This window comes from uncultured Pseudoalteromonas sp., assembly GCF_963922945.1.
Lineage (GTDB): Bacteria > Pseudomonadota > Gammaproteobacteria > Enterobacterales > Alteromonadaceae > Pseudoalteromonas.
In genome coordinates, this window is record NZ_CAWUKC010000002.1 from 21,862 (window position 1) to 48,806 (window position 26,945).

General features: G+C 41.4%; 26 protein-coding genes. 1 reads left to right on the plus strand and 25 read right to left on the minus strand.

The genetic code is table 11. The features are described 5' to 3' along the window. From AABI99_RS00635 to AABI99_RS00735, 21 genes are all read right to left on the minus strand, one after another. Complete coding sequence (locus tag AABI99_RS00635; RefSeq protein WP_338362638.1) at positions 1-570, minus strand: Maf family protein; 570 nt, start codon at positions 568-570, stop codon at positions 1-3. Further along, a complete protein-coding gene (gene mreD / locus AABI99_RS00640; RefSeq protein WP_338362639.1) occupies positions 570-1,049 on the minus strand; it encodes a rod shape-determining protein MreD in 480 nt (159 codons plus the stop codon). The genes AABI99_RS00635 and mreD overlap by 1 nt, the downstream gene beginning before the upstream one ends. Beyond that, on the minus strand, positions 1,042-1,884 hold the full coding sequence (gene mreC, locus AABI99_RS00645; protein WP_338362640.1) for a rod shape-determining protein MreC: 843 nt from the start codon (positions 1,882-1,884) through the stop codon (positions 1,042-1,044). The genes mreD and mreC overlap by 8 nt, the downstream gene beginning before the upstream one ends. Then, entirely contained in the window at positions 1,884-2,927 is a 1,044-nt protein-coding gene (locus AABI99_RS00650; RefSeq protein ID WP_002958401.1) for a rod shape-determining protein, read from the minus strand. The genes mreC and AABI99_RS00650 overlap by 1 nt, the downstream gene beginning before the upstream one ends. A 136-nt stretch (positions 2,928-3,063) precedes the next feature. Further along, positions 3,064-5,103: an SUMF1/EgtB/PvdO family nonheme iron enzyme gene (locus AABI99_RS00655; RefSeq protein WP_338362641.1), complete on the minus strand. Its 2,040-nt coding sequence runs from the start codon at positions 5,101-5,103 to the stop codon at positions 3,064-3,066. 176 nt (positions 5,104-5,279) lie between these two features. Further along, positions 5,280-8,963: an H-type lectin domain-containing protein gene (locus tag AABI99_RS00660; protein ID WP_338362642.1), complete on the minus strand. Its 3,684-nt coding sequence runs from the start codon at positions 8,961-8,963 to the stop codon at positions 5,280-5,282. 56 nt (positions 8,964-9,019) lie between these two features. Continuing rightward, positions 9,020-9,505, minus strand: coding sequence for an agglutinin biogenesis protein MshP (locus AABI99_RS00665; protein ID WP_338362643.1), 486 nt, complete (start codon positions 9,503-9,505; stop codon positions 9,020-9,022). Further along, positions 9,495-10,334: a type II secretion system protein gene (locus tag AABI99_RS00670; RefSeq protein ID WP_338362644.1), complete on the minus strand. Its 840-nt coding sequence runs from the start codon at positions 10,332-10,334 to the stop codon at positions 9,495-9,497. Before AABI99_RS00670 ends, AABI99_RS00665 begins: the two co-directional genes overlap by 11 nt. Continuing rightward, positions 10,334-10,876, minus strand: coding sequence for a type II secretion system protein (locus AABI99_RS00675; RefSeq protein ID WP_338362645.1), 543 nt, complete (start codon positions 10,874-10,876; stop codon positions 10,334-10,336). The genes AABI99_RS00670 and AABI99_RS00675 overlap by 1 nt, the downstream gene beginning before the upstream one ends. Then, entirely contained in the window at positions 10,863-11,354 is a 492-nt protein-coding gene (locus tag AABI99_RS00680) for a prepilin-type N-terminal cleavage/methylation domain-containing protein (protein WP_338362646.1), read from the minus strand. Before AABI99_RS00680 ends, AABI99_RS00675 begins: the two co-directional genes overlap by 14 nt. A 9-nt stretch (positions 11,355-11,363) precedes the next feature. Next, entirely contained in the window at positions 11,364-11,897 is a 534-nt protein-coding gene (locus AABI99_RS00685) for a prepilin-type N-terminal cleavage/methylation domain-containing protein (protein WP_338362647.1), read from the minus strand. A 22-nt stretch (positions 11,898-11,919) separates the two neighbouring features. Further along, complete coding sequence (locus AABI99_RS00690; RefSeq protein WP_338362648.1) at positions 11,920-12,504, minus strand: agglutinin biogenesis protein MshB; 585 nt, start codon at positions 12,502-12,504, stop codon at positions 11,920-11,922. A 5-nt stretch (positions 12,505-12,509) separates the two neighbouring features. Then, positions 12,510-13,727 (minus strand): type II secretion system F family protein, encoded by a 1,218-nt coding sequence (locus tag AABI99_RS00695; protein WP_338362649.1) that lies wholly within the window; start codon positions 13,725-13,727, stop codon positions 12,510-12,512. Then, positions 13,714-15,441, minus strand: coding sequence for a GspE/PulE family protein (locus AABI99_RS00700; protein WP_338362650.1), 1,728 nt, complete (start codon positions 15,439-15,441; stop codon positions 13,714-13,716). The genes AABI99_RS00695 and AABI99_RS00700 overlap by 14 nt, the downstream gene beginning before the upstream one ends. After that, on the minus strand, positions 15,438-16,628 hold the full coding sequence (locus tag AABI99_RS00705; protein WP_338362651.1) for a tetratricopeptide repeat protein: 1,191 nt from the start codon (positions 16,626-16,628) through the stop codon (positions 15,438-15,440). The genes AABI99_RS00700 and AABI99_RS00705 overlap by 4 nt, the downstream gene beginning before the upstream one ends. Continuing rightward, positions 16,625-17,527: an AAA family ATPase gene (locus tag AABI99_RS00710; protein ID WP_338362652.1), complete on the minus strand. Its 903-nt coding sequence runs from the start codon at positions 17,525-17,527 to the stop codon at positions 16,625-16,627. The genes AABI99_RS00705 and AABI99_RS00710 overlap by 4 nt, the downstream gene beginning before the upstream one ends. Positions 17,528-17,529: 2 nt before the next feature. After that, complete coding sequence (gene mshL, locus AABI99_RS00715; protein ID WP_338362653.1) at positions 17,530-19,188, minus strand: pilus (MSHA type) biogenesis protein MshL; 1,659 nt, start codon at positions 19,186-19,188, stop codon at positions 17,530-17,532. Beyond that, positions 19,172-19,489: an agglutinin biogenesis protein MshK gene (locus tag AABI99_RS00720; protein ID WP_338362654.1), complete on the minus strand. Its 318-nt coding sequence runs from the start codon at positions 19,487-19,489 to the stop codon at positions 19,172-19,174. Before AABI99_RS00720 ends, mshL begins: the two co-directional genes overlap by 17 nt. Continuing rightward, the gene (locus AABI99_RS00725; RefSeq protein WP_338362655.1) at positions 19,467-20,147 is read right to left on the minus strand and encodes an agglutinin biogenesis protein MshJ; all 681 of its coding nucleotides are present in this window, start codon (positions 20,145-20,147) and stop codon (positions 19,467-19,469) included. The genes AABI99_RS00720 and AABI99_RS00725 overlap by 23 nt, the downstream gene beginning before the upstream one ends. Continuing rightward, positions 20,147-20,743: a PilN domain-containing protein gene (locus AABI99_RS00730; RefSeq protein WP_338362656.1), complete on the minus strand. Its 597-nt coding sequence runs from the start codon at positions 20,741-20,743 to the stop codon at positions 20,147-20,149. The genes AABI99_RS00725 and AABI99_RS00730 overlap by 1 nt, the downstream gene beginning before the upstream one ends. Then, on the minus strand, positions 20,740-21,672 hold the full coding sequence (locus AABI99_RS00735; RefSeq protein WP_338362657.1) for an MSHA biogenesis protein MshI: 933 nt from the start codon (positions 21,670-21,672) through the stop codon (positions 20,740-20,742). Before AABI99_RS00735 ends, AABI99_RS00730 begins: the two co-directional genes overlap by 4 nt. A 77-nt stretch (positions 21,673-21,749) precedes the next feature. Between AABI99_RS00735 and AABI99_RS00740 the strand changes: the two genes are divergently transcribed. Beyond that, positions 21,750-22,658: a pyridoxal-phosphate dependent enzyme gene (locus tag AABI99_RS00740; protein ID WP_338362658.1), complete on the plus strand. Its 909-nt coding sequence runs from the start codon at positions 21,750-21,752 to the stop codon at positions 22,656-22,658. A gap of 7 nt (positions 22,659-22,665) precedes the next feature. On the opposite strand, the gene AABI99_RS00745 is transcribed toward AABI99_RS00740, so the two are convergent. The 4 genes from AABI99_RS00745 to arsH form a co-directional block, all read right to left on the minus strand. Next, a complete protein-coding gene (locus AABI99_RS00745) occupies positions 22,666-24,339 on the minus strand; it encodes an EAL domain-containing protein (RefSeq protein WP_338362659.1) in 1,674 nt (557 codons plus the stop codon). Between the two features lie 145 nt (positions 24,340-24,484). Continuing rightward, complete coding sequence (gene arsC, locus AABI99_RS00750) at positions 24,485-24,901, minus strand: arsenate reductase (glutaredoxin) (protein ID WP_338362660.1); 417 nt, start codon at positions 24,899-24,901, stop codon at positions 24,485-24,487. A gap of 9 nt (positions 24,902-24,910) precedes the next feature. Next, positions 24,911-25,927 (minus strand): ACR3 family arsenite efflux transporter, encoded by a 1,017-nt coding sequence (arsB, locus tag AABI99_RS00755; protein ID WP_338362661.1) that lies wholly within the window; start codon positions 25,925-25,927, stop codon positions 24,911-24,913. 9 nt (positions 25,928-25,936) lie between these two features. Further along, on the minus strand, positions 25,937-26,659 hold the full coding sequence (gene arsH / locus AABI99_RS00760) for an arsenical resistance protein ArsH (protein WP_338362662.1): 723 nt from the start codon (positions 26,657-26,659) through the stop codon (positions 25,937-25,939). Positions 26,660-26,945: the final 286 nt, after the last annotated feature.

Sequence of the window (26,945 nt, forward strand, 5' to 3'; positions counted from 1 at the left end):
TTACCTTCTTAAAAATGCATGTAATAATTGTTCGGTCTCATATAAAGGTAAGCCCACAACTGCAAAATAGCTACCTGCAATGTGTGTAACAAAGCGACCACCTAAGCCTTGAATGCCATAACCGCCGGCTTTATCTTGCGGCTCGTTTGACTCCCAATAGCTATTTATTTCTTCATCGCTAAGGGTTTTAAAGGTTACATCGGTACTCACCACACAGCTGAGTACATTGCTTGGTGAAGCAAAAGCGACTGCTGTAAGCACTTGATGTGTATTACCCGATAAACGTTTGAGTGTTGCAACGAAATCGTTTTTGTCGCGTGGTTTACCCAGCGATTCGTTATCAATAACAACCACAGTATCGCTACCAAGCACAGGGCGGTCTGTGTAACCGAGTTCGACACCAGTTTGTGCTTTTAAACGGGCCAAACGCTCAACCAAGTCATAGGGTGTCTCGTTTGCGAGGGGACTTTCATCTGCATCAACACTAAATTGTTCAAACTTAATGCCTAGCTGACTCAGCAACTCTTTACGTCGCGGGGAGGCTGATGCCAAATATACTGCGGTTGTCATTACCTGATCCTAAAATGTCTACGGTATTTACGAAGAAGTAAAAAGACCCAAAACCAACTGACCATGCCGGTTACCACTGGCCAAAGGTATTGTGGATTAAAATAAACACCTAATAAAAAGTGGTTTAACCAAAATTGCATTAAGTGATACAGGGTTAAAAATAATCCTATCAACAAGCTTTGTTGCCAAAGCGAAAAATTACGTATTTTTTGAAAATTACTCGCCGTCACAAATATGCAAATAGAGTATGTAAGTGAGTTTACGCCCAGTGGCGAACCCAATGCTAAATCCATAAGTAGACCAACAATCCATGCGGTACCAATATTCAATCTATGCGGTACTGCCAATGACCAGTACATTAATACCAGTAATACCCAGTCGGGCCTAAAAGGTTCAAACGAAAAAGGCAGTGGCATTAATGCCATAATTAAAGCAAAAAAGATGCTTAGGGCAATTAACAATGAATAACGATTAATCATCGCTGATTTGCTCCTGTTGATTGCGCCATAAAATAACCAACAAACGAATACGATCTAGCTGTGCAATAGGCTCTGCAAATACTTGGGCAAATGGGCGGCCTTCGTCACGGTTTATTTCGGTAACAACAGCCACCGGATAACCTTCAGGGAACGTACCACCTAGTCCCGAGGTAACAAGTACATCGCCAATGCGAACATCTAGGCTATGAGGTACATGCGAAAGTTTAACCACATTAATTTTACCAATACCTTCTACCACTGTGCGTACGTCGTTTCGCAAAATACGCACCGGCGTAGCATGAGTTGTGTCGGTCATAAGTAATACACGCGATGTAGTAGAACCAACTTTAGTAAGCTGCCCAACAACGCCCATTTCGTCAATGACAGCTTGACCTTCGCTTAGGCCGTCGGTAGTACCGCGGTTAATAACCACTTGATGACTATAAGGGTTTGAGTGAACAGAAAGCACCTGAGCTATTTTTTTACGATTAGATTGCTTAGCCGATGAGCCAAGTAACGCGCGTAACTTTTGATTTTCACGAGCTAAAAATTGGTACTGCTGCAATTGCTCGCTTTGTAACATTTGCTTTTTTTTCAGTGCTTCGTTTTCGCTCAGTAGCTGTTCGCGAGTGTGAAGGCTTTTAGCACCTAAGCTAAATAATTCGTAAGGCAGGTTGGCAACGTAAATTAATGGACTGACAAGTGTGTTGAGGCTAGTACGCACAACCGTGCCGCCTTGCGTAAACTTATCGCCCGCAATGAGCATTATACTCAAAAGCACTGCGACAAAAAGTCGCAGTTGCAAAGAGATGGTTTGTCCAAACAGTAATTTCATTAATCGTAACTAAAAACGTCACCACCATGAACATCAATCATTTCAAGAGCTTTACCGCCACCACGTGCTACACATGTCAGTGGGTCATCGGCAACAACCACAGGAATGCCTGTTTCTTCCATTAATAAACGATCTAAATCTTTTAATAGTGCGCCACCGCCAGTTAGCACCATACCGTGAGCAGAAATATCTGATGCAAGCTCAGGTGGTGATTGCTCAAGGGCAACCATTACAGCACTTACAATGCCCATTAGCGGCTCTTGTAGCGCTTCTAAAATCTCGTGCGAGTTAAGTGTAAATGAGCGAGGTACACCTTCTGCTAAATTACGACCGCGTACTTCAATTTCAATAGGTTCATCGGTTTTAAATGCAGAGCCAATTTGGTGTTTAATATTTTCGGCAGTTGCTTCACCAATTAGGCTACCAAAATTACGGCGCACATAATTGATAATGGCTTCATCAAACTTATCGCCACCAATACGCACAGACGATGAGTAAACAACCCCGTTTAGTGAAATAATTGCTACTTCGGTAGTACCACCACCAATATCAACAACCATAGAGCCGGTTGCCTCTGATACGGGTAGCCCTGCACCAATTGCGGCGGCCATTGGCTCTTCAATTAGGTAAACTTCGCGAGCGCCAGCACCCATTGCTGATTCGCGTATTGCGCGTTTTTCTACTTGGGTTGCACCACACGGTACACAAATAAGTACACGCGGGCTTGGGCGCATAAAGTTATTGTTGTGCACTTGTTTTATAAAGTGTTGTAACATTTTTTCGGTTACATAAAAGTCGGCTATTACCCCGTCTTTCATTGGGCGAATTGCTTTAATATTACCCGGTGTACGCCCTAGCATTTGCTTTGCTTCTGTACCCACAGAAGCAACACTTTTAGGTCCACCAGCGCGTTCTTGACGAATTGCAACCACTGAAGGCTCGTTAAGTACAATACCTTCTTCTTTTACATAGATAAGGGTATTGGCTGTACCCAAGTCGATCGATAGATCGTTTGAAAAAATACCACGGAGTTTTTTAAACATGAGGCTGGATGACCTTTGAAATACGTTCTTATGTTAGCTGTACTCACTTTAACATGCCTAATTAGATGAGCAATATAAAGCACAGCTACCTTTGTTAATTTGTGAAAAAAGGAAGCTAGGCTTCCTTGGTTAAATGCTATCGTTCGCGGACTAAGCGAAAGCCAATGTAGTTAGATCTAAAATCTGGCGCTAAAATTAAACGTGTTGAAGCTCGAGCAAGGCTCGGTGCAAAGTTCCACGCCCCGCCTCTTACTGCAACATCAGATTCGCCTGACTCTTTAGCTGTCCATTCCCACACATTGCCTACGGTGTCGTATAATCCAAATGCGTTAGGAGAAAAAGAACCCACCGGTGCTGCACGTTTGTTTGACCATTCGCTACCACACCAACCACAGTTAGCTAAATTTTTACCTATTTCGTTACCCCAAGGGTATTCTGTTTCTGTACCTGCACGAGCGGCGTATTCCCATTCAACTTCATTAGGTAAACGGTACTGCTGGCCAGTTTCGCCAGAGAGCCATTCGGCGTACGCTTTCGCGTCGTTAAATGTTAAGCACACAGCAGGAAAATCGCTGCTTTGCTCAAAACCTGGGTTACGCCAGTTTAAATTAGCTTCCCATACGGGTTCGCCATTTAAATAATAAGCACACCCTTTGTTTTGCTCAGCTTGTGTTTTATATCCTGTGCTTGCTACAAACGCTTCGTAGGCACCTACGGTAACCTCCTTGGTTTGCATAGCAAATGAGCTGGCTATTACTTTTTCAATAACAGGGCGTTCATTCGCTAAACCATTGCCGTTAATATCGCCCATCTTAAATTTACCAGCGGGCACAACTACAACATTGCTTTGTACGTTAGCACTGCGCGTAGTACTTGCGGTACGATTTGCAGGCTTTGGTTGCTCGCGAGTGTAAGCCGGTGCAGCAATCGACTCAGACTTTTTTACTAAATTAGCATGAATAGTCTGTGCTTTTGTTAAATCAACTCTTACTTTGTAAGGCTTATAACCTAGTTTACGGATCTCTATGTTATGCACCCCACGCGGTAAACGAGTAACTAAGCGCGTAGAGCCAAAGCTCACCCCATCAATAAACACTTCATCATCATAAACATTTGAACGTAAAGTCAACTCAACTTGCTGATTTTTTTCTTTATTTATAATTGATGGATAGTTTTTTTTTGTAGGTGCAGATTTTACTGAATAATCACGCACTGGCTGTTTACTCATTCGCGATACCGCCACTGTGCCGTTATTATCCGTGGCATTGCTGAATGTTAACTGACTATCAGAGTAGGTTGCGCCGTAACCTGGCTGATACGCTGTTGCTAGTGGTGAGCCATATTCAGAACAATAACGATTATCTACGCTTAATAAGCTACATAAACGACTACTATTTACTTCGCCGCGCATCGTTACGCTTAAATTAACGTTGTAATTACCTTGTCCGCTAAATGCACTGTTAACTACGTGGCTATTTAAAATTTGTACCTGTGCACCTGCCATATTGCGTTTTGGCTCAACAATGCGCTCTTCTGTTAAGTTAGCAAATATTTGATCAATAAAACGCTTTGTGGCTTTTTGTAAGCCCATCTGTTGGCCGCGTTGCTCACAGGCAGCAAGTGTTTCAGTGCGCTTACAGTTTATTGTGTGGTTTACCTCAAGTGTCCCTTCGCGGGTAAACTCATTTCGTAAACGCTCTACTCGAGCTGTAGTTAGTTGCTCTTTTAAGCTCTCTAAAGTGTTTAACAAGGTATGTTTTGCAACACGAATTTGCTCAATATCTTTTCGATGAGATGCAATTGCCGCCAACTGCATTGAGATGTCGTCTTTATTTTGCTTGTGATCAACCACTGCTTTTTGATAGCGCGACTGAGCAGCGCTAATATCAAGTGTTGGGTCATCAATTAAACGGCGATACATTTCATTCATCGCATCCAGGGCTTGGTTTTTTTCTTTATCGAGCTCTGTAGAGCGAGAACGAAGTAATTCAAGCTGGTTTTGTAACTGACTTTCTTCTTTTAAGTGTTTTTCAAGTATTTGTGTCGAGTTATCGTATTCTGTTTGTTTAATACTGATCTCTGACTCAATTCCAGTTACTGTTGCTGTGTCTTGTGCAAACGCACTACTAGCTAACATACTAGCGGAAATTAATAGAGATAAAGGAGCAATTCGCATATATTCCAGTCCCAAAAAGCGGCAATTATTTGGTCGTTATTATTGTTTATTAAAGTGTACTCATTTTTGAAGACTGAATACTTTTTAACCTTCAAAAATCAATACACCCAATGCCTTATGCTATTTACTTGAAGCACAAAACACAAGCTTTGTTCAATTATTATCTTAGTTTACAACTATTCTCTTGTTTCACGCCAGTAAATAACCCGATCATTTCCTCTAAAGCGACCAAATTGCAAAATAGCGTGGGGATCTTGTTGTGAATTATCACCAAGCCAATCCCACTTTAACCAATTTTTTGTTTCATATTCTACCGTAAAGGTACCCCCCCCATTTGGCATAGCATAAATTGAATTATTAACCGGGTAGCTACCGGCTTCGAGTTGCCCAGCGCTGCCATTACTATACTCATAGGTTAATAGTGGCGTTGATGGCGAAACTTGCGATAACTGTGGATGCTCAAATACGCTGCAATTATCTTCGCTATTTAACACAAAACCTGAGCCATTATAGTACTGAGCCTGCATAGGGACCCGTAATGGGTCTAAATCAGAGCCGGAATTGTTGCCTAGCACTAAGCGTCCAAATCGAAAGTCGATTGGCACATCGTTTAAACGCACGCTATTGCACCCAGTACTGATGCAGTTTGCTTGTGTGTTCGGTTCATCATTTGCATCGATTAACGTTGCACCTTCTCTGTTAGTTACAGTAGCCATAAGACTAACCATAGAAAATGGGCCATCGGGGTTATTAGTCGCCAAACGCGTTAACATGGCCGTACTATCACTCATTTGCCATTGCCCATCGGCAAGGGTGTTCCAACTATTGCTGCTTATATTAGCTATTCGGCTGGTTAGTGTTGTTGCTGGTACATAATTACCAGCTTGATTGTTTTCGGCATTTATTTGTACTTGCGCTTTTTCAAAACCTTGCTTGTAATTAGCCATTAATTGATTGTTATGATTAAGCGCCTGTACGGTAAAGCCAAGCTCAAAGGGCTGATCTAAATACGTTAAATTACTGCCTAACTGTGTACATTGCGCAGCAGCTTGAACACCTAAAACTTGATAATGCGATGGAGCAAACCGCCCTACGTTGTTTAGCTGTCCTTTTACATCGCCTACACCAAAATAATCGCCATCTTGCAAACCCGCGAATACGTTTATAATACCCACTTGGTCATAAGCGTACTGCGATATGGATTCACTTAAACTACCTGTATCGGTAAACGCATTAGTATTTAGCGCGTCAATTTGCCCCTCAGTCCCTGAACCGGGTAAAACCAAGCTATGTGTTACTAACGGCGACTCGTTAATAAAGTGCTTAGCGATAGGGTTGTTATGAATTGCGCTGTAGTTATCGGGTACTCCATCGTTGTTAGAGTCTTGTTCTGCTCTCCACTGTACTGCATTCATTTTTAAATCGAATGACTCCCCCGTTAATCTGAATAAGCTGTCATTTGCTGTTTGGGCATAGCCGTCACTTGCAACTTGCATCGCGAGCCCAAAGGGCTTAACTACATAATCGTTAGAGCTACCTGTTAAACTTACTGATAGGTTAGTTATTGGGTCTAGTACAAGTGTTGCCCGCGCATTTAAGCTTAATTTAGCGGCATCGGGGTAGTTAATAGCAATAGGCGCTTTTGAGTCTTGATCAAAGGTGAGCGAAAAAGTTTGATATGCTTGCTGCACGCTATAAGTATTCGCATTATTACTCAGTTGTATTGGATCTGAACACGTAGCGCCGGTACTGCAGGTATACGCTAAATCTAAATCAACTTGACCACCGGCAGGGAATGCGGCTTCGCATACGCCTGTTGTAGTATTTGTTTTAACCGCTTGAATGGATAGCTCGGCGGCATTAAAACCCTCGCTAGAGGGTTTACCAGATAATTGAGTGGGGATACTCGCTGTATTGGTTGTGTCGTTATTAAAAATAAACCCAGCATCAGAAAAAACCACTTTGCACCCACCGAGCCCTACGTTATTGCCACCTATGTAACAACGCAGCGGTGCAGAAGGGTCTGCGGTATTATAGCCAAGTGTTACCGTTCCTGTGGTGCGCTTTGCCAGCGCCACGGGAGTAGAGCCTGTAAAGGTAATATTTTCACCGCTTACCCAGCTTTGTTGGCCATTGTTATTTGGAGAAAGATCAAGTGCAGAGGGTTCATCATAGAGTAAATCACATGCATCGTTTGCACAGGCAGTTAGCGTCATTTCTTTTGCTTGGCAGGTTAAGCCTTGGTTATCACTCATTGATAGGCGGTAGTGATCAAGCAAAACTGGCGTAAAAATACCGCAAAACCCTGGAATGCTCTGAGGCACTGTTAACGCATCAAACGTAGAGCTGCCCTCTGTTATTACTTGTGTTGCAGCGGTTATTGAGCCTTGGTAAGTAACGTTTTGGGCAATTCTTACCTCTCCCGTTGCGACAATATATGCAGCAATATTTGCATCGGCCGCAATGGCAACATCGCCATCTACGTATATGGCTAAGTATGCCCCTTGTTCAACCGCTATATTTGTTTTACCTATGTTCAAAAATGCATTAGAAATTAGCGATGATGTATCTTTTAAAAAAATTCGGGTAGGCGCTGCTACCCTGTATTCATCCTCTAATAAGTTCAGTACTAACTCGTCATAAAAATAATCGCCAGCTAAGGTTATAGGCACATCACCTGTTGAGCTTCCATCGTTTGTGACCGTAGGTACTTGCGCAGCTTGATTTGGCTCTAGGGAGTTATACCCTGTTGCTACACAGCCTTGGCCATTACACAAAGGCGGGTTAGTTAGTGCAGTTGATATTAAATTAGTGGTGGTGATAAATTGTGCATTGCTATCGGTTATTTGCACACCTTGAACAAGCTGCACTTGCCCATCATTGTAGGTAGAAATAGCGCCAGGAAATAAAGTATCGCAATCTAAAATATCGCCATTAAATACAAACGTACTGGTCATGGCCAATATAGAGGCTTCTTCTTTTACGTGGTTACGCTCTCTGTCGCCATCGCGGTCTTCATCAACCACCAGCCCTAATCGATTCGCTCTTAAATTACAGCTGCGCAGCCACCCCCCGTCTTCTTCAAGTCGGGAATTTTTACTTGCCACCACCAGCGGCGCTTCACTAAAGTTATTGTTAAAATTAAAGTAGTTACATCCATCACTCCAACCATCAACTTCGAATCCTGTAAAAAAGGTCTCCCACAACACTTCTACACCATTGTCATCAGTAAAGGTACGATTGCTGCCTGGTTCTACGGCCATGTAAGCCACCGTTTCACTTTGAATAACACCTAATGCGGTTTCCGAGGCCTCTAACGCTATATTTACCTCTGTGGTTGATAAACTTCCTGTTTCTACCGCTATAGTCAAAAAAGGAACTAACGCTTGTGACGGAGGATTGCTATCTAAACTATTAATTGTTTGTAAAGAATGGAAAAAGTTAGGTCTAACAGTAAATGGTTTATCAAAAGTTAGGGCTTTGTAACCTTTCGGTGTGAGGGGGGCAAATCCCGACTTAGCACCATATTGTAGCTCAAGGCGTAAGTCGGTGCTCCCTACCTCCATAATGGTGCCATCAGGAAATTCATGCACTCCGTATTCTACCGCTAAATAATGCGCGCCCATGGTTATATGCTCGCCATCTTCTCCCGATGGCTCGAGTGGAAGTGCTTCAAACCCTGTGGTTGTTACATTGCGTATTCTCACTATAGCGGGGTTACCGCCTTGATTAGTTGACAACATAAATACCGCAGGCGGTGTTATATATTGCTGCTGAAAGTTTATTTTTGTCCAAATGGGTGAAGTATACGTGTTTTGTAGCTCTATAAATCGTCCTTCAATTTTAGGCGGTACAGCCATGGCATTTGCGCCTAACAGTAAACCTATTAAACATAAAACACAGAGGGTATATTTGCTCATGGTAATGTTTTAGCCTCCACACTTAAGGTACGCTGGGTTTGCCAATACTCTTTTTGACATGCTGAACCTGCAGCACAGTCATTGGCGGCACACGTTGCGGCACTTTGTAAATAGTAAATATTTACCGTGCCAGAGCGAGTGCTACTGTCGGGTAAGGCTATGTATTCACTACAACTTAGTTCAACCTCGCAATTGGCTAGATAGACGGTGCTAAAATTCCTACTAGTGGTCACCGCACTGCATGTTTGTGCTGCGCTATTTAGTGCAAAAATTTCACTTAATCCAGCTTCTAACCCGCTTTGCGCTGCCATGTAAGCACGCGCGCCGTAATACTCAATGGTATTTTGTTGCGCCGCCCCCGATAACACTTTTGAAAGCGCCAGCCCCAATGCCAGCAAAGTGACTATGATCACCAATGTAATTATGAGCAAATTACCTTGCTGCTTTTTAGCAAAACTGATGTTTTTTATATCAGGGGACATTAGGTACATGCACCTCATGGCTAATACTTATTTGTTCGGTGTCGTTAAACCCCATTAGCGCAAACACATTAACAACCGCGCTGCGCTGTAGCGAAATCTCACTTAACGTAAAAAAGGCTCTGCTCGTTAAGTTATTGGCAATATAATTACTCATTAAATCGCGTTTAACGCCCGAGCTAACCTGTAAGCTGGCGGCGTTTAATTGGCTTGTAGTAAAGCCGTAGTTGCTATAGCGGTACAGTGAATTACCTTCTACACAAAAGCTAACGGGCTGATCTAATAAATAAAGGCGCTTACTCGGTGACTCTTGAGCAAATGCTTTGCTAAATTGCCATGTATCGAGCTCACTTGTAACGGCGCTGTAGCCGCTAACTTGTAGACGCTTATTTTGACTTTCATCGTATATATCGCCGCTATTTGATGGATAAATACTTGCCCAATCGTTTATTTGTGGCTCAGTCAAATTATTAAGCGCAAAATTAACGGCGGTAATCTCAAAAGGGGCACTAGTGGGTAAGTAATCGGTATAGTGAGTGGCAGATAAGAACGGCGTAAATTCTAAACACTGCTGCGTGCTACACGCTCCATTGCTGGCGTTATCGCAATTTAAGCGCAGTGAGTTAGGGGTTGCGTGGCGAAGCTCTTTACTTAACCGGGTTAAAATAAAACGACTTTGCGCCACCGCTTCTTGGCGTTTTACACCTTGGCTGTAAATATTAAATCCGGCGCTAATAAACGAAAATGACGCCACGGCTAAAATACCAATAATTACCATCACAAGTAATAGCTCAACTAAAGTAAAGCCACGCTTTTGCTTTGCTCTATTCATTAGTAATTACCTTTATATGCACTAAAGCCGTACACTTGCCCCAAGGGTGAGGTTACTTCAATGGTAATTCGTTTAAAGACAACGCCATCGTTATTGGTTGCCTCGTTTAGGTCGCTGTCGTATTGCACCTTCACAGCCAGTGAAAAATCGCTGTATTGCGCTAATGTATTCCCTAAACTATCACTAATAGGCTGCCCGGTGAGCGCAATATAATCATCAACATCGTTAAAATTTGTCCGTGTTTCACCGCTATCGGCCCCCAGTTCAGAACTAGTACTACAAGGCTGAGCACCTAAACTTGTTTCGGAGCAGCGCCTAAATGGAGGCGAACGTTCGCTATGTTCATCAAATGATTTAGCTAAAATTTCGTTCATTAAGGCTTGCCCAAGCTCAGATGCCCTTAGAGCATCGATAGGCTCTGCGCTTTGCTTTGCTTGCGGTGCTATAAGCGCTGTAATAATGCTTAGCGCAATAGCAAACATGACAATACCAATAATCAGCTCTATTAAAGTAAAGCCTAATTGTTTTTTATTGGCAGGCATAAATAAGCCCTTCACCGCTAATACACACCGCTGCTAGGCCAAGGTCAATTTTGCATTGTACTGCGCAATTTTGATCGGCCCTTCCAAGTGGATCAAAGTTTATTTGCGAAAACGTATTGCCATTGCTATCTAAAGCATTAAAAAGTACGTCACTACGCCCAGTGTTTATTTCGACAACTAAATGCTCGCTATTGTTAGTACTTGGGCCGCCCGCACAGGTTTCTGGCTCTGGCCCCGCAACCAAGGTAGGTGAAATATACAGTTTATGGCAGCTGCTTGTTGCAGTATTTTGCATCGCGCGTAATTGTACTGTGCGTAGGGCGTTTAATACCCTATCTCTGTATGAGTATGCTTGCTCTGTTGAACTGCCTAGCAACTTGGGCACTGCCGTTACCGACAGTATGCCCAAAATAACTAAAGTAATAATTAATTCAACCAGTGTGAAGCCACGCAATCGTTGATTACTACTGCTATTCATTTATATAAATTAACACCCACTCGTGATAAGCGTAACAGTAGGAGGCGTTACAACTGTTTGTATTGGCGTTGTAGTCGTTGTTGTTGCTGATGCTTGTGTATACTCAATACGGCAATCATCAGTTTGCACGTAGCTATTAGGGAAAATAATTGCTTTTTCATCATCAGCAACTGCTACAAGGTTAAAATCTGCAGAGTCATCAGCTGCAAATTCAACATCTAAAAAAGCTTCAAAAGCTGCTTCCGTCGCTGCAGGGTAGCCATAAACTATAGATACGTCTGCACCACTATCTACAGAAACCGAATCTGAAGCTTTTTTATGGGTACTGGCGATAATAGACTTACCATTAACAATATTCATACCACTGCGAATTGAACCTTGTAAACCTTCGAGTGTAGAAGCGTTAGCATCACCCTGCAGGTTTAAAAAACGAGGGGCAGCGGTCACCGCTAAAATACCTAAAATTACAATTACAATTATTAGTTCAACAAGCGTAAAACCTGCTTGCTTATTCATTGGTTGTTTTAATGACTGCGTTTTCATAAGTAAGCCTCTTTATAATTACTTAGTTTTTAAAAATTTGCACTTTGCCTGTTGTTGGAAAGTACGAAAACCCTACGTGTTTAGCCATAACTGCGCCATCGGTAGGTAGGTTGTTAGTGTTTAAATTATGGGTTAAATAATAAATACACTGGTTTTTTTTAGTGTTATAACGCACCAAATAACTCACCTTGGTTATTATAGAAACCTCGTTACTTAATGTGCTTGTAGGCGCATCTTGTAAAATTACCTTAAATACTTTTTGGCATTTCAGTGCAGTCATTGCGCTGGCCCGCGTATCAGTATTAGTCGTTTTATCACCCGTTGGTGTGCCTCTGTGTCCATCGACACCAACAATGACACCTCCGTAATTAATATGTGTTGTATTATTAACGCCCTTTGGACGCCCCGATAATTCCCACTGACCTTTGACCATCAACACCGCAGAGGCAAATCCACCAGCCACCACATCCACACTCGCATTGTGTGCCTGATTTTTAATGCCTATGTATTGAGGTATAGCAAAAGCGATAATAACTGCCAGTAAAACAACTACTAAAATCAGCTCAAACAATGAGAAACCTGTTTCATGAGCGCGCCAGTTATTCACAATGGCTACCCTTTAATAGCCGACATCATGTTCCACATTGGCATAAAAATACCGAGTGCTAAAATAAGCACCATAATGGCAACAAACACCGTCAAAATGGGCTCTATTTTTGCGGTTAAACTGCGTAAATCGTAATCGACTTCTCGTTCATAAAAATCAGCTGCTTCTTGTAATAACTCATCTACGCGACCGGTTTCTTCACCCACTGCCACCATTTGCAGTACCAACTGAGAAAATAGCTCGCTACTTCGCGACGCCCGCAACAAACTGTCGCCTTTTTCGATATCTTGACGCATGGTGATAATGGCTTTCTCCATGTAGCTGTTATCAACTGCGTGGGCCGTTAACGACAGCCCTGTCGTCATAGGGACGCCCGAGCGCAGCACCATGGCTAAACTTTGGCTATAACGGCCAAGTAAGGTGCGTTTTAAAATATCGCCTACAAATGGAATTTTAAGTTTGTGCTTATCCCACTTAAAGCGCCCAGCCGACGTATTTAAATACCGACGCCATGCAACGACTCCACCCACTAACATTAGCGATAGCAACCACCAATAATTGACAAAAAAATGGCTGGTACCAATAAGAACTTGGGTCATTAAAGGCAGCTCTGCATCAAATTTTTCGAACATGCTGGCAAAGGTTGGGATCACAAAAATATTTAATATGATCATCGCCACTAAAAGCGCCAAAATAACAAAGGTCGGGTAACGCATAGCGGATTTTATGCGCTTTCGGGTTTCTTGTTCTTTTTCAAAGTAAATAGCCAGTTGATAAAAGGCATCTTCTAATCTCCCTGAACCTTCACCCACTTTAACCATAGCAATAGTTAAGCGGCTAAAAACCTTGTTGTGTATGGCTAGCGCACTAGAGAGCTCACGACCTTGTTCAAGCTGGCGTGTGACTTCAAGCAATACACTTTTAAACTCTTTATTTTGCGTGGTATCAGCAAGGCCTATCATTGCCCTAATAATGGGGATCCCGGCTTTGAGTAACGAATACATTTGCCTTGAAAACATAATCATGTCATCAAGGGTTATTTTTTCTCTGAATAGGTTATCGAATAACTTGATATTGTTTTTGGTTTCAACCAACGTGATTGAAATCGGTATATACTGGCGCCTAAATAAGCTATCGGCCACACCCGCTTCGTTATTAGCCTCAACTTGGCCCTTAACCAACTCTCCTTTGGCATCTTTGGCTTTGTAGCTATAAAGTCGCATCGTCATCACCTACTATTTCAGGTACATATTCAGCCACTTTAAATACCTCATCTAATGAGGTAATGCCTTGCTTTGCATACGTTAAAGCCATATAAGAAAGCGGTGCAAAATTAGCGCTATTTTTAGCCGCTTCGGCAAAACGCTGCGTATCGTTAATACGCAGGGCATCCATCATAGCGTCGTTCATTTCTAGCAGTTCAAAAACCCCCACCCGACCTTTATAGCCACTATGACTACACGCTGTGCAGCCTTGGCCTCGCCAAAATTGTGTGCTGCTAACATCTTCACCTAAGTAGGTAAGCCAACTTTGTTCTTGTTTATCTGGGTGATAGGGTGTTTTACACTCATTACAAATACGCCTAACTAAGCGCTGAGCAATAATAGCGCGCAGTGAACTGGCGACTAAATAAGCGGGTGCCCCCATATCAATTAATCGCATTGCACTTGATATAGCATCGTTGGTATGTAGCGTAGAAAGTACTAAGTGCCCCGTTAATGCAGCTCTTAGCCCTATATCAACGGTTTCTTGGTCACGCATTTCGCCAACCATAATAATATCGGGGTCTTGCCGTAGTGTGGTTCTTAGTACACTGGCAAAGCTTAAGCCTATTTTGTTATTAATTTGCACCTGATTTACCCGTCCAATCCGGTATTCAACCGGATCTTCTACGGTAATAATTTTACTTTCTTGTTGGTTAAGCTCACTTAAAGCACCATACAGAGTGGTGGTTTTACCTGAGCCGGTAGGCCCAGTCACTAACACCATGCCATGAGGGCGTTTTATAATGCTGCGCAGGCGTTTTAAAATATGCACCGGCATACCTGTTTCGTCTAACGATAAGAGGCCAGCAGATTGATCAAGCAAGCGCATCACAACAGACTCACCATATTGCACTGGCATTGTCGATAAACGTACATCAATGCTGTGCGCGTGCACTTTTATATTAAAACGGCCATCTTGCGGTAACCGCTTCTCCGATATATCTAACCCCGACATAAGTTTTAGCCTAAGTACTAAAGCAGAGGCTATTTTTACTTGGTTAAGTGTATGCTCTTGCAATACACCATCAACTCGTTGGCGAATGCGTAATAGCCTTTCATCGGGTTCTATGTGGATATCTGAGGCACGTACTTGTACTGCATCTTCAAATATAGATTGCAGTAGTTTTACTACGGTGGCGTCAGAGGTTTCATCTGCTAAGGAATTAAGATCAAACTCTTCTACGTCTTCGTATTCTTCGTGTAGCTTTTCAGCAAAGTTAGTAATATCTTCTGTTCGGCGGTACACATTATCAAACGCTGCCATAAGCTGGCTTTCTTGCACAACAGCAAGCTCAATTCGCTTAGGGGCTAGCATTGGCGCTAACTGATCCAATGCTCTCAAATCAGCGGGGTCACTCATTCCAACTAACACAGAATCCCCGTTATCTTCTATTACTAATGCTCGGTAGCGTCTGGCATAAACCTCTGAAAGTAATTTAGATACATCTGAAGATATTTTGCGCTGCGAAATATCTAAAAACGGTATTTGTAATTGTTGAGCTAAAAAGCGTAATAACTGTGGCTCGCTTATAAACTCAAGCGCAATTAATGTAGCGCCTAACTTACGCCCTGACGCGGCTTGTACATTGAGTGCTTCGCTTAACTGCGCTTCGGTGATCATTTGCTCATGAACGAGTAAGTCCCCTAAGCGCATTTTTAAACTGGGTCTCATGCAGCCTCCTTCAATACAACTAAACGCTTAAGTGCATGTTGCGTCATTGCGGCATTTAAACCGCCTAAATCTAGGGCAACTTTATAAAGGTGCTTTGCATCAGCAAATTCCCCCAATGCATCTTTTGAAGTAGCTAACGCCAGCCACCATTTAGCCTGTTGAGGCTGAAGCTGTGTAAGCTGTGTAAAACTCGCAAGCGCTATTTGATGTTGCTGTGCATTTTGTGCTGCAGTGCCTTTTAATACCCAAAACTCCAAGTTTGCTTGCGGCTCAAGTTCGGCTATAAGCAGTTTAAGCACGCCTTCATACTCTTGCTGCATAATTAAAATTTTACTGAGCATGATTCTCCACTGCACAACCTCAGGGTTTATTTTTATACCAGCAACTAATAACTGCTGAGCCATAAGTACATCTTGTTGTTGAAAGTAGGTTGCCGCGAGTAAATTACGCGCTTCTATATGCTCAGGTTGTGTTTGTAAAATAGCGGTTAAATCGTTAATCGCATCATCATATAAAGCAAATTCCAACGCTTGTTTAGCACGCTTTAATTGCTGTGCTATGCGCTGGGCTTTGGTTTGTTTAACACTTAGCGTTTTTACTAATTTATTTTCAGCGGGTGGCTGCTCAGCCTGTGTAATGCTTTTTACTGGTGCACTGCTTTTTGCTTCAAGTGGGGCATTTATCTCTGTACTAGTGGCTACTTTTACGCTTGTCTCTGTGGGGCTTGTTTTTTTTCTAAGAAGCGTGTCTTTGTCTACAGCGTGTTGTTGTATTATTTCGTCTTTTGCCTGCTTAAGCAACGCGTTATTACTTTGCTCCTGCGCCAGCTTTTTTTGCGCAACTGCAGGATTGTAAGGCGCTTCAGCAGCTGCGCTCTCTTCGCTTAATAGTTTTAAAGGCTTAATTACGGGGGTAATTTTAGCTTGAGCAATTTCAACCGGCTGGCTACTATTATTAACAGCATGAGCTTTTTCAGCTGTGTCGCTACTCGGTTGAGGTGCTTGTGAAAAAGGCAAATAAAGGTAGGCTGTAAAAATAATTACAATCGCGAGTAACACACTCAACACTTTAAATAATACATCATGGTAGTCGCGTACGGGGCGAATAGCGACCCCAGCACTTCGCTGATTACGCTGAGCATTTTGGCGCTGGTCGATGTTTTTGAGCATGTTATTAATCACACTCATAACCATTGCCTCCATATCCACATTACTGCAATAGCAGACACACTAATAGCTAATAAGCTGTAAGCCCAGTAATGGTTAGCATGGTGCTTTTTGCAATCTTCGGTGTCTGCAATAGCAAGATGTACATGGCGTGGTGTTACTTTATTAAGCCCTTCGCCGTAAGCTTGCAGTAAAGCTTTGTGGCATAAAATATTGACCAACCGTGGAATGCCTCGACTTGCACGCGCTATTTTTAATCCTAATCGATTAGTAAATAGTAGCGGTTGATTGAAGCCTGCCACCTGTAAACGGTGGTTAATATAATAAATAACTTCACTGGCGGTCATTGCACGCAATGAGTAGGAAAAACTGATCCGCTGGCGTAACTGCCTCACTTTACTATTAGCAAGTTTTTCATCTAATTCAGGTTGGCCAAATAGCACCACCTGAATAAGCTTTTCGGTTTCGGTTTCTAGGTTTGTAAATAATCGAAGCGCTTCAAGTGTATCCCAACTCAAGCACTGCGCTTCATCTATTAATAACACAACCCGTTCGTTATCTTCTTGCAGCTCTAGTAAGTAATGGTTTATTTGCTGACTTAACGATTGCTGATCTAGTGTTTTATCTACATCCATGCCAAGCTCTACAGCAATAGCCCAACGTAATTCTTCAGGGCTTAAATAAGAATTAGGTAAATAAGCCACGAAATAGTCTTCTTCAATTTGATTTAAAAGCTTTCTGCATAGTAAGGTTTTGCCTGTCCCTACTTCCCCTGTTACTTTTATAAACCCTTCACCCATTTCTAGCGCAGTGGTCAGCACTTGCATAGCTTCGTGGTGCGGTTCAAGCGCACAAAAAAACTCAGTGTTTGGGGTTAAGGTGAAAGGCATTTCAGTTAAATTAAAAAAACTTAAATACATAGTTAGTTCTCATACCATGTATTTAACAGCGCGCGGCTATGAGCCTGTTGCTTTTTCCACGTGTCGGGCATTACCACCGTTGGCTTGATTAAAATAACGAGCTCTTTTTTCTCTTGGCGCTTACTAATACTTTTAAATAGATTACCTAATATTGGCACATCGCCCAAAATCGGTGTTTTCGACTCTTCATCTTCCGTGGTGGTTTGCATTAACCCACCTATTACGACTATTTCACCACTTTGAGCGCGGATCACCGTATCAGATTCACGAATATTGCTTTGTGCAAGCGGCAATTCAAAACGCTGATCATCTAATGTAATTACCTTTAGCTGCTCTTCTGTTTCGGTCACCGAAGGGTGAACATGTAAAATAACTGAGCCATATTTATCAATTTGCGGTGTGACATCGAGCGCAATGCCCGAAAAAAACGGCGTTAGGTCTATTTCTGGTGACGTAGTCGTTGAGGTACCCGTTACCGTTGTGCTCGAAACATTAGTAACAAAGTACTCATCTTGTCCTACTTTAATCACCGCTTTTTGATTGTTTGTAGCCGTTACACGTGGGTTAGAAAGCATTTGCAGGTCGCCTTGCGTTTCAAGCAAGCTAATTACGCCGCTAAAGTCGCCTTTTTCAATCGTTAACGAGGAGACCCCTCCTAAAGTAGCTGAAATAGAATTACCTATGCTGCCTGCTGTTGTTGCAAACGACACCCCACCTTCTAACCCTCTAGAAATTCGCTCCCAGTTAACTCCTTGTTGATATTCATCTTTTAGAGTTATTTCGACAATTTTAGCTTCAAGAATAACTTGTCGCTGAAGGTTTTCTTGGCTTTGGCGCAAAAAGTCTTTTAATTGGTTTATTTCACTTGGCAAGGCATTAACCGTAACCAAGCTTGCCTGCGGGCTGGCAACCACATAACGGCCATCGTTAGAGCCAATAAGCGATTTAAGAGCCAGTTCAAGTTCTTTCCAAAAATCGTTTTTATTAATTGTTTGAATACGAGAGCCATTTAACTCAGTATTTTGATTATCGCTGCCAAACTGATTATTTTGGCTCGAATTATTGCTGCTGTATGAGTTTGAATTTGAACTTGAGTTGTTTTGTGAGAACTGGCTTACCCCACCTGCAACAACACTTACCGTTGATTGTCCATGGCGCTGCATCATTAAATAATTAACCGGTATGGTTTCGGTACGCATAATTGCAGGTAACACCTGCACAATACGACCTTCTTGGACAATATCTAACGGATACACCCGTTTAATAACCGCTATAACTTCTTCAAATGATACGTTTTTTAAATTTAAAGAAATAACACCGCTCACTTGCGGGTGGACTGCCACGCTATATGGCGTATCAGCCGTTAAGCCATTAAAAAATGAGCTTATTTCTACCTCTTTTGCGGCTACATCAAAACGCTTTACCGCTAACTCATTTGTTAGACTTTGCTCATTATTAAGTGACGAAAGTAAGCTTTGCGTAAGCGCGCTACTCACCTCTACAGGGGCAACACTTTTAGCTTGGTTACTTATGGGTGCAAGCTCTTGTGCTATGTGTGGCTGAATCTCTTTTCCGGGCTTAAAACTATGGCACGCCGTTAAAAAAGGCGGTATTAAAATAAGCGCAAGCCATGGCTTTGTTATATTATTTTTTAATTTCATAGTCGTACAATTCTAATTTTATTTGCTTATTACTATTTGCTAACAGCACTGAATTGGCATTGATTGTTAGCACCCGAAATTCACCTATTACATCGCCTGGCTTATATAGCTGCTCAGAAATTATTGCTGTGTACTGCTTTTCACTTTTAATAATTGACTCTAAAGAAAGCGCTTTACTCTTAACTGTAGCGCCTTTTAATATTGGCGCATTGCTAGGCTGAGTAGGATCGCGAAGTATTTGCGCTGAGCTTGCAGAGAAAACACAACACATACATAGGCTATAAAGCGATAAATTTTTCATTGGCACTGACCGTCGCTATTTGTAATGTAAGCTCTGCATTAGGGTATGTTTGCACTTGATAATTAAACTGCTGTATCAGTAACTTTTGCTGACTTTTTTTAAGCCCTTCTAAGTATTCCTGCAGGCTAAAATAACGCCCCTGCAGGGTGACTATCATTTGATGCTCAAAAAATAATGTTTGTGTGTCATTATCACCAAATTTTTCTATATCAATTGCTTTAGCAGGATTAACAGTAAAGCCAACGACCTGTACATCCGGGTTGTTAACTAATAAATCCTTTAATACAGCAGGCACTTTTTTTGCTGAAATAAAGCCTTGGCTAAATGTGCTTAACTTATTATTTATATCTTCTAACTCGCGCTGAGTTTGCCCTACTTGGTTTCTGAGCACTTTTGTATAGTCATGCTCTAATGCTTGTGTAAGCATAGACAGTTGCGCATCATTTTGATTGAGCTTTTCCCACAATGCGTTTTGCTCAACACGTAAACTATTGACCGCATCTTGTTGCGGAAATACCACAAACCACAAACCTAAGTAAATAATAAGAAACAAGCCTACAAAGAGTACCGAATACTTTTCTCGCTGCTGTAACGTTGCAAATCGTGCCTGGTATTTAACAAATACTGGCCAACCCGTTTTTTCGTTTTGCTCATTCATTACTCTGCCTCACTTACACTTAGCTGCGTAGCAACTTTGAATTCGCTAATACCGTCGTGATTCGACAGCGCTAATACAGAAAACTCTTTCCCCTTAAAAAAGCTTGATTGCTTGAGATTGGTAAGCCAAGTAGGTAAAAAATTAGCCTGCTGGGTATATCCCTTGAGTATTATTTTTTGGCCATCAAGCTTTATTTGTGCAAGCCAAATTTGCGGCTCGTGATACATAGCCAAATCCCGCATCACATCGGCATAATCTGTTTTAGTGTGCATGGATGTGTGTTCTAAATAATCAAATACCTGCTGTTTATGTAAAATTTCTTGTTGCAACACTTTTAGCTCATCAATTAAGTGCGATTTGTTTTGTTTATCAGCTAATTGCTGCTTTACCACACTTAATTGCTGCTGCGTATGCTTTAGATAAGCTTGGCTTTGTGTAAGTAATTGCTGGCTAGTGCGCTCTTCATATAAATAAAACAACCACGTTAGTGCAACCACAAAGAGGGTCGCGAGCCACAGTAAAAGCATTCCTTTAAAGGGTACTGGGTCGCGCCTAACCCGAATAGCTTTTTGATAAAAGTTGATCCGTGTTTTCATATTACTGAATCCGGATCAGTTAATTGGTATGCTGCGCCTAAAGCGTAATAAAAGCTTGGTTCGAGCTCCTGTGCTAAATCAATATTAGGTTTAAAATCAACAACTTTAACTTGTAAAAATTCTGCAAGACCAGCTCTTAAGGTTAACGACGATAAGTCGTCACAATGTAACTGAATACTTCTGATCGGCGGCTGCTTTAATTGGCTTTCAAAAAAGTCCATTGATCGCTGGATCTCAAGCCCTAGTGCTTCCACTAGACCTTGCGTACGCTCTTTGTCTGAAATACCTAAAAACCCGTTTAAACGCCTTGCTAGTAAAAGCTGGCCGTCACGAATAATGAGTATCCGCGGTTCATGCCCTGCATGCTGTACTATGAGCATATGTGCACTTTTATCTTTGCCAAACAAGGTCACTAAAATCATTTCTTCCGAGGTCATGGCTCTGAGCACAGGTTTTATTTTTGAAAAGCTATCAATGAAAGGTAATAACTGAAGTTTATTGGTAATAAACACATTCATTTTGCTGCTTTGCATAGGCTGTATTATTGGGTAATCAATAAAATCGGCAATAATGTTCTCTGGAGGAATATTAACCAAATCTTTTGTTGTCCATGGTAAGGATTGAATGATTTCTTCATCACTCAGCATGGGTTTATCCATTTGCACTATTTGATAAAAATAATGAGGAACCACTAAATTTACTGCGCATACTTCTGCGCACACTTCATTTGTGCATGTGGCTATCGCAGCGGTATAATCCGTTTGATCTTCTACTTTTACAGTGTGTGAGTTGTGTACGTACCACTGCCCTTGATTTTTTTTTAAACACACCGCGTTAACTGTATGCGCATAAGTAGCAATACCAATCGCCGTGCTTGAGTCTAAACTGCGATTTAACCAAGATAACAACGAAAACAGCTTTTTTTTCATATAGCTACTATTGTTAATAAGAGATTAATAAAGTGTCGTACAAGATTGTTAGTTTGCAAGTTTAAACGCGAGAAATAATGCTTAATTTATTTAATATTGAAAAAGATAGTCCAGTACAACATATAGTTAGCGAGTGTCTAAAAAAAAGAAACATTCGTTTAAGCATTAAAAGAGATGACCTGCTCCATCCACTTATTAGTGGTAACAAATGGCGTAAACTAAAATATAATTTACAGCACATGCAAGCCACCAATAAAACACAGTTACTCACTTTTGGAGGCGCGTTTTCTAATCATATTCATGCCTGCGCTGGGGCGGGTAAATTATTTAATATAAAAACTCATGCCATAATCAGAGGGCCCAATTTAGATATAAACAATCCGACCCTGCAATTTGCTAAGCAATGCTCAATGGACTTACATGCAGTAACTCGCATTGAGTATAAACAACGGCAAGATCCAGATTACCTAACGCAGTTACAGGCTCGTTTTCCGCACGCCTATATCATCCCCGAAGGGGGGAGTAATACATATGCTTTAGCAGGATGTGCTGAACTTACTAAAAGTTTACCTGAGCATGATTACTTGGTATGCCCCACAGGAAGCGGTGGAACACTCGCAGGCTTAATTGAAGGCAGCCTCGAGACAACCCAACTATTAGGAGTTGCCGTATTAAAACAAGCCGAGTATTTGAATAAAGAAATTACAGCACTGAGTAAAAAAGCAGCCCAGCAATCCAATTGGCAGCTGCTTACACAGTTTCATGATGGAGGTTATGGTAAGTTTACACGCGAGCTATGGCAGTTTTGCCAAACCATGCAGCAGCAATACAACTTACCTCTTGAGCCTATATACAGTGGTAAAATGATGTATGCGCTATGGCAACTTATTGAGCAAGACTACTTTGCCTCGGGTAGCCATATAATGGCTATTCATACAGGCGGTTTACAAGGCTTAGATGGGTTAAAGTATCGCGGCCTGATTTGAAAACTTTCTAATAAAACGTAGCATGTGTGTATTCCTGTAAAGGCTCAGAAAAATAAAAGCCTTGTGCGGCAATAACACCGAGTTTAGCCAGCATTAGTAGCTCTTTTTGGGTTTCTACGCCTACCCCATACACAGGTATGTTAAATGAGTTACTTTGCGCGACAATATTTTTAATGTGCTTTTGCTGTTGTACTTTTTCATCTACGTTATTAACGAGTGTGTAGCCTAGTTTTATACCGCTTACTAACGTTTGCGACGCCATTAGGTCAATATGATCAACATGCAGTACATTATCAACCACCACCGAGCTTTGTATGGCAGTTAGTTTTTCAAAAGCATAAGTTAGTTGTGTTTGGTATTTAATAAAGTCTGCTTCGTTAATTTCAAATTGTAACTTACGTTTTGTTGCAAAGTCTTGCATGTTGGTCTCTAACCAATCCCAAAACCGCTCGTTAAGCCAATTACTTATATGTAAATTAACACTTACCGTTAAGGCGCTTGGCTCTGCTAAAATTAACTTTTTAACTTGAAGTAATACCGTTTTATCTAGTTCAAACGCTTGGTGATTATCAAAGTTTTGATTAATAAAATAGCGTGCAGCTAATAAGCCATGCGGTTGCTGCCTAACTCTAATTAATACCTCGTGTTGCACAATATCGCCACTGGTAATCATAAACAGCGGCTGAAAAAAGAGAATAAATTTATTTTTTTTGATGTTATCGATAACCTGCTTAGTCGAGATTAAATTCTCTGGGCTTTCGTTTAATGTGAGCCTATTCCAGTGCTGAATTAAGCTTTTTTCCGAGAGCATCAAAGCGGACTTAGCGAGTTTGAATATAACCGGCTGCTCAGCTGCATATCGATAATCACATAAACCAATCTTTATATTTTTACGTGTGACTGTACTTCGGTAACGCTTACAAGTTTGAAAAATACATTCATGCAGTTTTTCGCTGTAAGTATCCAATTTTGCAACGGGAATATAATTTAACGTAACAGCAATGTGGTTGGCATCAAATAAGTTAACCGTTACTGAAGGAAGGTCTTTAAAGTATTTCGCTACAATAACCTGAAAACTTGCTTGAGCGTCTGTATTTTCATCAAAAGCACAATCACATTTTACAATCGCAAACAAACTATGTCTTGTTGCAGTAGCACCGTACATAGATTTTACTTCACAGTTAAGAGTCGCTATTTGCGTAGAGAGCTTTTGAGCAGCCATAACCTTATTCGATAATAGTGGCACCGCTAAGGCTGATTTTTTTTCTAATACTTTCCACCATCGCACCCACCAACTAGCGGCTCCCACTACAATAAGGTTCAGTGTTAAAAATAAGTGAGCCTGCATCACCCATACAGGCCAGTGGTATAAACTAATGCTATAGGTTTTATAGCTATAAACATCATGCTCAATATCAACTAAATATTTAAAATGCCCAGCATTAGAATGGGCACTCAACATAAATCCCTGACTTTCGACCAATGCCTGTATTATTTCTTTGTCGTTATCAGCATCAATTTGCAACTCAAAAAGTTGCTTTGTTAACTGCAAGCCGTTTTCATCGACCTTTTTATGAAGCGTATTATTTAAAAGCACATTAAAAACAATAACCACCAGTATAAAACTCGTTAAGTAAATTATTTTTTTTTGCTTAGCTATTTTTATTAAGGCCTTATGCATAGTGCTCTCTGTGGCATCACAACTATTTAAAGTGTTGTTCAAAATAGTCATTAGCACAAGCATACGGCACAAGTTTAAGTATGTATAATTTTACAATGTAAAAAACCCTCGTACAAACGAGGGCTTAGCAAATCAGTAAGTCCTTTTAGGGTCGCTCACCCTGCGCGTTTAATATCATTTCGCCGTCTTCTTTGTATAGCTCGCCTCTAGGCCATTTTGCTAACAGCGTTAAAACTTGCTCACTAGGGCGACACAGTTTAACCCCTTTTTCGGTGCACACAATAGGTCTATTAACCAGTATAGGATGCTCAAGCATAGCCTCTAAAATAGCTTCGTCTGTTACATTTTCATTTAACAAACCTAGTTCTTCAGCAGGCGATTTACTCACTCTCAGCGCGGTTTTGGGTGTTAAGTTTGCCGCGGCAAATAACGCTAACAGCTGAGGCTTTGTCCAGCCCTCTTTAAGGTATTCAATAACCGTTGGGTTATAGCCAGCGGCTTTAATAACCTGCAATACATTGCGCGATGTACCACAATCAGGGTTATGATGAATAACAACCATGACACTCTCCTAATTAAACCAATGACGCGTTTTATTAGCAAAATAAACTAAGCTAAGCATAACAGGTACTTCAACAAGAACGCCCACTACGGTGGCAAGCGCAGCACCAGAGTGTAAACCAAATAATGAAATAGCCACGGCAACAGCTAGTTCAAAAAAGTTAGAGGTTGCAATCATGCAAGCAGGCGCTGCAATACTATGAGCTAGGCCCATTTTTTTTGCTGCTATATAAGCTATAGCAAAAATACCGTAGGTTTGTATAAGCAACGGAATAGCAATCAATACAATGGCTGCTGGATTATCTATTAATGTGTGTGACTGAAAACCAAATAAAAGCGTCACCGTTGCCAGTAAGCCAATTATAGAATACGGTTTCATTACCTTTAAAAAGTGATTTAACCGTGTGTGATCTTCACCTTTATCTAACTTTTTGCGGGTAATAGCGCCTGCTATGAGTGGAATAAGTACATACAAAACCACTGAAAGTAATAACGTGTCCCACGGTACCGTTATGTCTGTTACCCCTAGTAATAAGCCTGCAATGGGCGCAAAGGCAAAAATCATAATAATATCGTTTATAGATACCTGCACTAACGTGTAATTAGCATCGCCTTTTGTTAATTGGCTCCACACAAACACCATCGCAGTACATGGTGCTACTCCTAATAAAATCATACCCGCTATGTATTCTGTTGCTGTTTGTGGGTCGACAAAGTCGGCAAAAATACCCTTAAAAAATAACCAACCCAACAAGGCCATTGTAAAGGGTTTTATAAGCCAGTTAATAACAACTGTCAGCACTAAGCCTTTAGGTTTTTTGCCTACATCTTTAATAGAAGAGAAATCAATTTGCACCATCATAGGGTAAATCATAAACCAAATAAGTACGGCGATAACAATATTCACATGTGCATATTCTAAGCTGGCTACCGCACTAAATAGCTCGGGCACAGCGTACCCGGCTACAACCCCTACCGCGATTGCCAGCGCAACCCATACCGATAAAAAGCGTTCAAATAACCCCACATTAACCTCCTAAATATCTTTTTGATTTACGCGTTTACTGAGCTGCTCTGCTGTTTCTACTCGCTCAGAGTATCTATCAACAAAGTATTCTTTTTGGTCGCGCATTAATAAGGTAAATTTTACGAGCTCTTCCATTACATCCACTATTCGATTGTAAAAAGCGGAAGGCTTCATTCGGCCACTCTCTTCAAATTCTAAAAACGCTTTAGGCACAGATGACTGATTAGGTATTGTTAACATGCGCATCCAGCGCCCTAGTACGCGTAACTGATTAACCACATTAAATGACTGCGAACCACCACAAACCTGCATTACAGCCAATGTTTTACCTTGTGTAGGTCTTACCCCTCCAAGGTTTAAAGGGATCCAATCAATTTGATTTTTAAAGACACTTGTCATCGCACCATGGCGCTCAGGCGAACACCATACTTGCCCTTCAGACCAAAGCATCAAATCACGCAGCTCTTGCACCTTAGGATGCGTTTCATCTTCACTGTCTGTTATAGGTAAACCTTCAGGGTTAAATATTTTAACCTCAGCACCAAAGTGGGTGAGCAAGCGTGCACTTTCTTCTATCACCAACTTGCTATATGAGCGGGCTCGCAGCGAGCCGTATAACAGTAAAATTTTAGGCTTATGAGTTGAAAACGTTAATGTCAAACTCTCATTCGTAGGAGGAGCGCTTTGTGAGAGCGATAAATTAGGCAGCTCGTGTTCAATAGATTTACTCATAACCTTTAACCTTATAGCTCTGTAGTGAACTAAATACATATGAAAAAACGGATATATGAAATTTCACATATAAAAACATCAGAGTCAACTCTATTTATACCCATCCGCTTAATTAAGTGAGCTATTTGGGGGATGGAAAAACGTGTTGATAGCCAGGAAAAAATTCGCTATTAGTTTCTCTCGGCAATTGCATCTGCATTGCTCCATCTTCTGCTTCCATGCAGTTATAAATGAGATTTTTTAAACACTGATAGCGACACTTTTAGCCCCTCAAAATGATGAAGCT

Bases quoted from the DNA above. Each gene is read 5' to 3' on its own strand.
- AABI99_RS00635 (WP_338362638.1), bottom strand. From the start codon at position 570: ATGACAACCGCAGTATATTTGGCATCAGCCTCCCCGCGACGTAAAGAG.
- mreD (WP_338362639.1), bottom strand. From the start codon at position 1,049: ATGATTAATCGTTATTCATTGTTAATTGCCCTAAGCATCTTTTTTGCT.
- mreC (WP_338362640.1), bottom strand. From the start codon at position 1,884: ATGAAATTACTGTTTGGACAAACCATCTCTTTGCAACTGCGACTTTTT.
- AABI99_RS00650 (WP_002958401.1), bottom strand. From the start codon at position 2,927: ATGTTTAAAAAACTCCGTGGTATTTTTTCAAACGATCTATCGATCGAC.
- AABI99_RS00655 (WP_338362641.1), bottom strand. From the start codon at position 5,103: ATGCGAATTGCTCCTTTATCTCTATTAATTTCCGCTAGTATGTTAGCT.
- AABI99_RS00660 (WP_338362642.1), bottom strand. From the start codon at position 8,963: ATGGCTGTACCGCCTAAAATTGAAGGACGATTTATAGAGCTACAAAAC.
- AABI99_RS00665 (WP_338362643.1), bottom strand. From the start codon at position 9,505: ATGTCCCCTGATATAAAAAACATCAGTTTTGCTAAAAAGCAGCAAGGT.
- AABI99_RS00670 (WP_338362644.1), bottom strand. From the start codon at position 10,334: ATGAATAGAGCAAAGCAAAAGCGTGGCTTTACTTTAGTTGAGCTATTA.
- AABI99_RS00675 (WP_338362645.1), bottom strand. From the start codon at position 10,876: ATGCCTGCCAATAAAAAACAATTAGGCTTTACTTTAATAGAGCTGATT.
- AABI99_RS00680 (WP_338362646.1), bottom strand. From the start codon at position 11,354: ATGAATAGCAGTAGTAATCAACGATTGCGTGGCTTCACACTGGTTGAA.
- AABI99_RS00685 (WP_338362647.1), bottom strand. From the start codon at position 11,897: ATGAAAACGCAGTCATTAAAACAACCAATGAATAAGCAAGCAGGTTTT.
- AABI99_RS00695 (WP_338362649.1), bottom strand. From the start codon at position 13,727: ATGCGACTTTATAGCTACAAAGCCAAAGATGCCAAAGGAGAGTTGGTT.
- AABI99_RS00700 (WP_338362650.1), bottom strand. From the start codon at position 15,441: ATGAGACCCAGTTTAAAAATGCGCTTAGGGGACTTACTCGTTCATGAG.
- AABI99_RS00705 (WP_338362651.1), bottom strand. From the start codon at position 16,628: ATGAGTGTGATTAATAACATGCTCAAAAACATCGACCAGCGCCAAAAT.
- AABI99_RS00710 (WP_338362652.1), bottom strand. From the start codon at position 17,527: ATGTATTTAAGTTTTTTTAATTTAACTGAAATGCCTTTCACCTTAACC.
- mshL (WP_338362653.1), bottom strand. From the start codon at position 19,188: ATGAAATTAAAAAATAATATAACAAAGCCATGGCTTGCGCTTATTTTA.
- AABI99_RS00720 (WP_338362654.1), bottom strand. From the start codon at position 19,489: ATGAAAAATTTATCGCTTTATAGCCTATGTATGTGTTGTGTTTTCTCT.
- AABI99_RS00725 (WP_338362655.1), bottom strand. From the start codon at position 20,147: ATGAATGAGCAAAACGAAAAAACGGGTTGGCCAGTATTTGTTAAATAC.
- AABI99_RS00730 (WP_338362656.1), bottom strand. From the start codon at position 20,743: ATGAAAACACGGATCAACTTTTATCAAAAAGCTATTCGGGTTAGGCGC.
- AABI99_RS00735 (WP_338362657.1), bottom strand. From the start codon at position 21,672: ATGAAAAAAAAGCTGTTTTCGTTGTTATCTTGGTTAAATCGCAGTTTA.
- AABI99_RS00740 (WP_338362658.1), top strand. From the start codon at position 21,750: ATGCTTAATTTATTTAATATTGAAAAAGATAGTCCAGTACAACATATA.
- AABI99_RS00745 (WP_338362659.1), bottom strand. From the start codon at position 24,339: ATGCATAAGGCCTTAATAAAAATAGCTAAGCAAAAAAAAATAATTTAC.
- arsC (WP_338362660.1), bottom strand. From the start codon at position 24,901: ATGGTTGTTATTCATCATAACCCTGATTGTGGTACATCGCGCAATGTA.
- arsH (WP_338362662.1), bottom strand. From the start codon at position 26,659: ATGAGTAAATCTATTGAACACGAGCTGCCTAATTTATCGCTCTCACAA.